The following is a 5,527-nucleotide window of genomic DNA, read 5'->3' on the forward strand; positions in this document are numbered from 1 at the left end:
GGTGTGGCCCGTGGCATTTTCTGCCCTGCGGCAGGTTCGGCTTAGACACCCAGTTCCTAATTCAGATCAGAGGCTTACGCCACTCCCGCCAACCCTTCAGGACACTTTTGGTGAATAAGGCGGGCTAGATGTACGCGCAATGCTGGGAATTTCACCGGTAATCGCCGCCGTCAGCGCCATGTCTCCTCCTGCCGCTTCATTCAAGGTGGCAGGCAGCCACCGAGTGATAGATTCCACGGTCGCAGCCGCCTTGCGGGACGGGCGTACAGCTGATTGATCTCGGCGTTCGAGTAACTCTCCCATGCGCACGACCAGTGGATGGCTCTTGTCCACTTGGGCACTGCCCCCAATCGTAAACAAACTACGGCTCAGTTTCTGCGGAGTGACATTCCTCTTCGTCAGGCAACGTTCGATGATATCCGCCGTCAGGTTGGTTGCCGGAAGATAGATTCGTCCGGATACCGGACGCATTCCCTTTTTTGCCGGTTTCTGAACAGCTCGGTCTTTTGCATCCAGCCACCATGCCCATTGCCCTCCATCCCTGACCAAGGCAGGCGGAACCGCAGCCCAGTCGGGTAGGCTACGCGTCACATGTAGACGTAAAGGCAGCAAATCCTCATAGCTCCGCCCTGTTGTGAGCGAGGACCAAAGCAGCAGGCAGGCTTCCAGTTCGGGCAAGCAAGGATTTTCGTCCAGGATGGCGCGTACGGCCTGTTTGAGATGTGAGACGTCCACACCGGTCAGTTCGCCCCAGCCATAAGGCAGAGCCTGAAAGTCGCGGATGCGCCGATGCCGAAAACCAGAAACGTGAGGCCGCTTACGCCCTGTCAGTTGCGCTGTGTCAGTCAAGATTACCCCCAGTGGGGCATCCGGCTAAAGTGAGATTGTTTATGTAAGGTTTATAGTGACTTACATATTCAGGAATTTCCGATTTCCGTGTGGAGTGCGTGGGCTCTACGCCGGGTCGGATATTGGAACATATTTGATCCTGATGCGGGAGCCTCCCCGTCTGGCACTCAACGCGTTGAGGCCCTTCGCGCAACTTGGTGGTTCCACCATTCCAGTTTCATCCTTGCATATTTGGAGTAATTATCCGAATATGCAAGGATGATTGAGCGTCAAATAGCACCGATCCTGATCGATCGCCTCGCTGAAACACCGGCTGTAGCCTTGCTCGGGCCAAGGCAGGTTGGAAAAACCACCCTTGCCCAGGATCTCGCCGCGAAGCGCCCTTCACTTTATCTCGATCTGGAGTCTGATCGCGATCAGGCAAGGTTGATGGATCCCGAGGCCTATCTTGAAGCCCATGAAACCGAACTTATCATCCTTGATGAAGTCCATAGAATGCCGGGGCTTTTCCAAATCCTGCGGGGTCTTATAGACCGAGGCCGCCGCAAGGGGCTCAAGGCAGGCCGCTTCCTGCTTCTGGGATCGGCGTCCATCGACCTGCTGAAGCAGTCAGGCGAAAGTTTGGCAGGACGGATCAGCTATCTTGAAATGGGGCCCATCAATGGCTCTGAGGTCGAGTCGGAGGATATCCCGCGCTTGTGGGTTCGCGGCGGCTTTCCTGACAGTTTTCTTGCGCGCAATGACGAAGCGAGCCGACGCTGGCGGCAGGATTTCATTCGGACCTATCTCGAGCGGGATGTGCCAATGCTGGGTCCTCGCATTCCGGCCGAAACGCTCCGGCGCTTCTGGACGATGCTGACGCATCATCAGTCCGCCCTGTTGAACGCATCCGACTTCGCTCGCAGTCTTGGCGTCGATTCCAAGACGGTGGCCAGCTATCTCGATCTGATGGTCGACCTGTTGTTGGTGCGCCGTCTGGAGCCTTGGCACAGCAATGAGGGCAAGCGTCTTGTTAAATCGCCGCGTATCTATGTGCGCGATAGCGGGCTAGTGCATGGGCTGCTGGGCCTGACCAGCCTGGACGACGTGCTGGGGCATCCTGTGGCAGGAGCAAGCTGGGAAGGCTTTGCGATCGAAACCTTGATTGCTTCGGCTCCCTATAGCACGCAGGCCAACTTCTACCGAACTGCTGCGGGTGCCGAAATCGATCTTCTGCTCACCATTCCTGGGCAAGGTCTATGGGCCATTGAAGTGAAGCGAAGTTCCGCCCCTAAGGTGGAAAAGGGTTTTCATCTCGCATGCAACGATCTGAAACCAGCCCGGCGCATCCTCATCTATCCCGGCCATGAGAGATATCCGATCGGCCATGACATTGAGGTCATCCCTCTCATCGAAGCCGCCCGAATGTTGCGGCAGTTGCGATGAGGAGAGTTAAATTCTTCCGGCCTTGAGCAATCTCGCGCTGCACTGCTGATTGTTTAGCGGGAGGGCAAATATGCAAGGCGATTTGTCCGGTAGCGATCTTTGGCGTCCGCGGGCGAGATCGTGCCAATCCTCTCCTCGCTCCTGAGACAGATCAGGACCGAGGGGGGCGTGCTCACCTGAAATGTGACCGATTTTGAATAGAGTCCGACGCAAAGGAGGCGGACGGAATGAAGCAGAGCCTCGACTGTTAAAGGGGCTCGTATCCGCCCTCGGCAAGGCATATGAGCGATCCCGAAGACGTTGATTTCGGCCGGGGGGTATCCATTTTCGATCAACCAGTCCTGCAGGCTCTGCCCCTCACCAAGAGTGAGGGGTTTGGGAAAGCCATAGCGCCAGCCATGGGGCGGATCGATCATCGTCACTTTACGCATGAGCCGCCCTCCTTCTGAAAGCTGATCCAGGCGTTCCATGCATCATGGCAGCCACTATTTCATGCGCGTCAGCAACCGCCCCGCCGCGCCGTGCTCCGCTGCCAGATTGCGGTTATAAAGGAGCGGCATTTTTGGCGACTTCCAGCGCAGCGCATCCATGATACCGGCAATATCCTCGCCGGCCGCAAACAGGTCGTTGTTCATGCCGATCCGCGTAGAGTGGGCACTGATCCCCTTGTGCCATTGGGCAAATTCTTCAGCCGTCAGGTCGGGGATAAGCCCCTGATCCCAGGCCTCCTGTGCACGCGCCTTGAATATCTGCGTCACCGCCTGGGGGCGAAGCGGTTCCTGCCCAAGCGTGACCACCCTCAAGGGATCAGCTCCCGCGCGCTTGTTGCTTCCCTCCTCCGGCATTAGGCCGGGTAGACCCAGATAGGTAGCTGCTGCCCTGCGCCGGGCATCAGCACGCAATTTCGCCGGATCGGCAGGCTTACGCATCTTGATGAACAGACGCCGGAAGACAGCGCCCTGCTCACCGGCTACGCCAAGTTCGTCCTTGACCTTTGCCCAAGCCTGAAGGGCAAGGACCGAGCGCATCGACAGAAAGGCAGTAGCCCCCTCCCCTTCCTGGTCGCCCTTGTGCCGGGGAATGACGAGGAGCCGGGTGTCAGGATCGCTTGCAGGCAGGATATGTTCAAAGCAGATGGCCACAAGTTCTGACGCGCGCAGACCCGTATCATAGGCGACCGAAAGCAAGGCGCGGTCGCGAGCCCCCTTTTCGTCCGTACCGCAGGCTTCGAGCAATGCCTTCAGGCTCACCCCTCGGCTCTGGGCGCCGAAGACATCGCTCACCGCCCCCTTGTATCGCAAAGGCCGCGCCTGTTTTTGGGCGGTGCCAAGACGTCGCCGCAAGGCCTTCATCTCGAGACGGACAAGGTCGTTCCTGGTGGGATCCTCGAGCCCAAATAACCTATGGAAGGTCCCGATCGCCCATAGGATACGGGACAATGTCGCGGGACGGGCAGACTTTCCCCCTGCCCCATCTGCGCGATCGCGCAGGAAAGCGATCACCGAGGCGGGCTGCGCAGGCAAGGCGCTCATGCCTCGGGCGCGGCAGGCATCGCCAAAACCGCGCATGTCAGCAAGGAGACCACGCACCGTATTGGCAGCACTGGCCGCCAGCGTCGCCTCGACAAGATCAATGTTGAGCACCAGCCGTTCGCGACCGGGCAACTGGGCGAGAACCGCCTCAAAGCGCTGCAGCTGTCGGACGCCAAAGTAGAGCACAGTGGCATGCAATACACGACGATTTGCGCGCCAGAGTAGACTGCATCCATAACGGTAGGCGAGGGTTCTTTCGACTGGCATGCTGAGAGGCCCATCCTGGTAGGGCATATATGCGAATGCAAAAACCGCGCCGAGATCATCTGTCTCGGACGACTCATGACGGGTTCTACATTGGATAATGGTTTTCAAAGAGAATGCGTCTACAGAGTGCCCATCCCAAAATTTCTACCCTCCGCACGAGAGCCGCTTCGATGAAATCCCAACTCGTTTCGAAAGCACTTCAGTTTGCGACAGACGCACACGGGAGCATCAATCATGTCCGCAAATACACTGGTGAGCCCTACATAACCCACCCAATCGAGGTCATGGAGATCGTTCGCAGCGTTCCCCATACCGATGAGATGCTGGCAGCCGCCCTGCTCCACGACACGATCGAGGATACTGCCGTAACGCGCGAGGACATTGGCCGCGAATTCGGCGAGACCGTGGCGGGTCTGGTGATGGAACTGACCGATCAGTGCCACGAAGGGAACAGAGCCACCCGCAAGGCGGCAGAAGCAGCACGGCTCGGCACCATCTCCCCTGCTGCCCAGACGGTGAAGCTCGCAGACTTTATCAGCAACACCAAATCCATCGTTGCCGGCAATCCTGGGTTTGCGAAGGTCTACCTTCGCGAAAAGCTCCGCGCGCTGGAAGTCATGACTGCAGGCGACCCCACGCTCTTTCAGCGCGCCCTGGACTTGATCGAGGACGCGAAGACCAGCATCAATTTTCGCCCCTGACGGCTAAGTCCGTTTGCCCGAGGCGCCTGGCCAGACGCGCGCTGGCACCGCTCTTGACCGCGAGCCGCGCCCCGTAGCGCATGACCGTGCGGGCATCATTCCAGCGATAGGCCTGCATAATCGCCGGCAGCCCCTCGCCCGCGGCAAAATTGTCCTGCGCCACACCGACGCGGATCGAGTGCGACGATACCGCTTTCAGCCAGCGTTCGAGCTCGTCCTCGCTCATCGCACCCAAGAGCTTCTTCTCCCAGGCGCGGCGGATGATCCGCTTGTAGATGAGGGTGATGCTGTTGGGGTGCAGCCGCCCTGCCCCGATCCTATCGAGCGTACCGTCGAAGTGGCGCACGATCCGGCGCAGCAGCGGCCCTTGGTCGATGCCGGCCGCCGCACGCCAGCGCGTGATCGCGACCATCGTCGCCGGCGCCAGGTAGGCTTCGGCCCCGGCCTGCGCCCGGTCGGTCTTGCTGCTGGGGATGTGCACCACCCCGGCCCCTTCGGCGTCGGGTCCATCGATATGCGCGACCTCGATCGCGACGAGCTCGGAGCGGCGCATGCCGGTGTCGTAGGCGATGCGCAGCAGCGCAGCATCGCGCAGGGCGTGTTCGTCACGCCCGCAGCCCTTGAGCAGGCTCTGTTGCAAAGATTGGCGGCAGTCAGAGGTAGGCTGTCGCTCTGCGCCGATCAGGCGGCTGCTGCGAAATGGTGGTTGAGCATGCCCATGGCCTCCGTCAGCGCCGAGGGCCCAATGCCAAA

The 5,527-nt window shown here is 59.5% G+C and carries 5 protein-coding genes and 1 pseudogene; 2 read left to right on the top strand and 4 right to left on the bottom strand.

Annotated features, from left to right (window positions below):
* Positions 1–96 precede the first annotated feature (96 nt).
* Positions 97–849: a hypothetical protein gene (locus WA070_RS03320; protein WP_148564648.1), complete on the bottom strand. Its 753-nt coding sequence runs from the start codon at positions 847–849 to the stop codon at positions 97–99.
* A gap of 258 nt (positions 850–1,107) precedes the next feature.
* Here WA070_RS03320 and WA070_RS03325 point away from each other — a divergent pair, with 258 nt between their 5' ends.
* The gene (locus WA070_RS03325; protein ID WP_029547353.1) at positions 1,108–2,274 is read left to right on the top strand and encodes an ATP-binding protein; all 1,167 of its coding nucleotides are present in this window, start codon (positions 1,108–1,110) and stop codon (positions 2,272–2,274) included.
* Between the two features lie 53 nt (positions 2,275–2,327).
* Here the strand turns inward: WA070_RS03325 and WA070_RS03330 are convergent, their stop codons facing one another.
* Both WA070_RS03330 and WA070_RS03335 read right to left on the bottom strand, forming a co-directional pair.
* Complete coding sequence (locus WA070_RS03330; RefSeq protein ID WP_010335324.1) at positions 2,328–2,705, bottom strand: hypothetical protein; 378 nt, start codon at positions 2,703–2,705, stop codon at positions 2,328–2,330.
* A gap of 54 nt (positions 2,706–2,759) precedes the next feature.
* A complete protein-coding gene (locus tag WA070_RS03335) occupies positions 2,760–4,181 on the bottom strand; it encodes a tyrosine-type recombinase/integrase (protein WP_249258519.1) in 1,422 nt (473 codons plus the stop codon).
* Positions 4,182–4,243: 62 nt separating this feature from the next.
* Here WA070_RS03335 and WA070_RS03340 point away from each other — a divergent pair, with 62 nt between their 5' ends.
* Positions 4,244–4,774 (top strand): HD domain-containing protein, encoded by a 531-nt coding sequence (locus WA070_RS03340; protein WP_010335326.1) that lies wholly within the window; start codon positions 4,244–4,246, stop codon positions 4,772–4,774.
* Here WA070_RS03340 and WA070_RS03345 read toward each other — a convergent pair.
* Positions 4,758–5,402 (bottom strand): annotated as a pseudogene (locus WA070_RS03345) (tyrosine-type recombinase/integrase); the annotation flags it as partial. The gene WA070_RS03340 and the pseudogene WA070_RS03345 sit on opposite strands and share 17 nt — an antisense overlap.
* Between the last annotated feature and the right edge of the window lie 125 nt (positions 5,403–5,527).

The sequence above is a fragment of the Sphingobium sp. genome, from assembly GCF_049304695.1.
Lineage (GTDB): Bacteria > Pseudomonadota > Alphaproteobacteria > Sphingomonadales > Sphingomonadaceae > Sphingobium.

Bases quoted from the DNA above. Each gene is read 5' to 3' on its own strand.
- WA070_RS03325 (WP_029547353.1), top strand. From the start codon at position 1,108: ATGATTGAGCGTCAAATAGCACCGATCCTGATCGATCGCCTCGCTGAA.
- WA070_RS03330 (WP_010335324.1), bottom strand. From the start codon at position 2,705: ATGCGTAAAGTGACGATGATCGATCCGCCCCATGGCTGGCGCTATGGC.
- WA070_RS03340 (WP_010335326.1), top strand. From the start codon at position 4,244: ATGAAATCCCAACTCGTTTCGAAAGCACTTCAGTTTGCGACAGACGCA.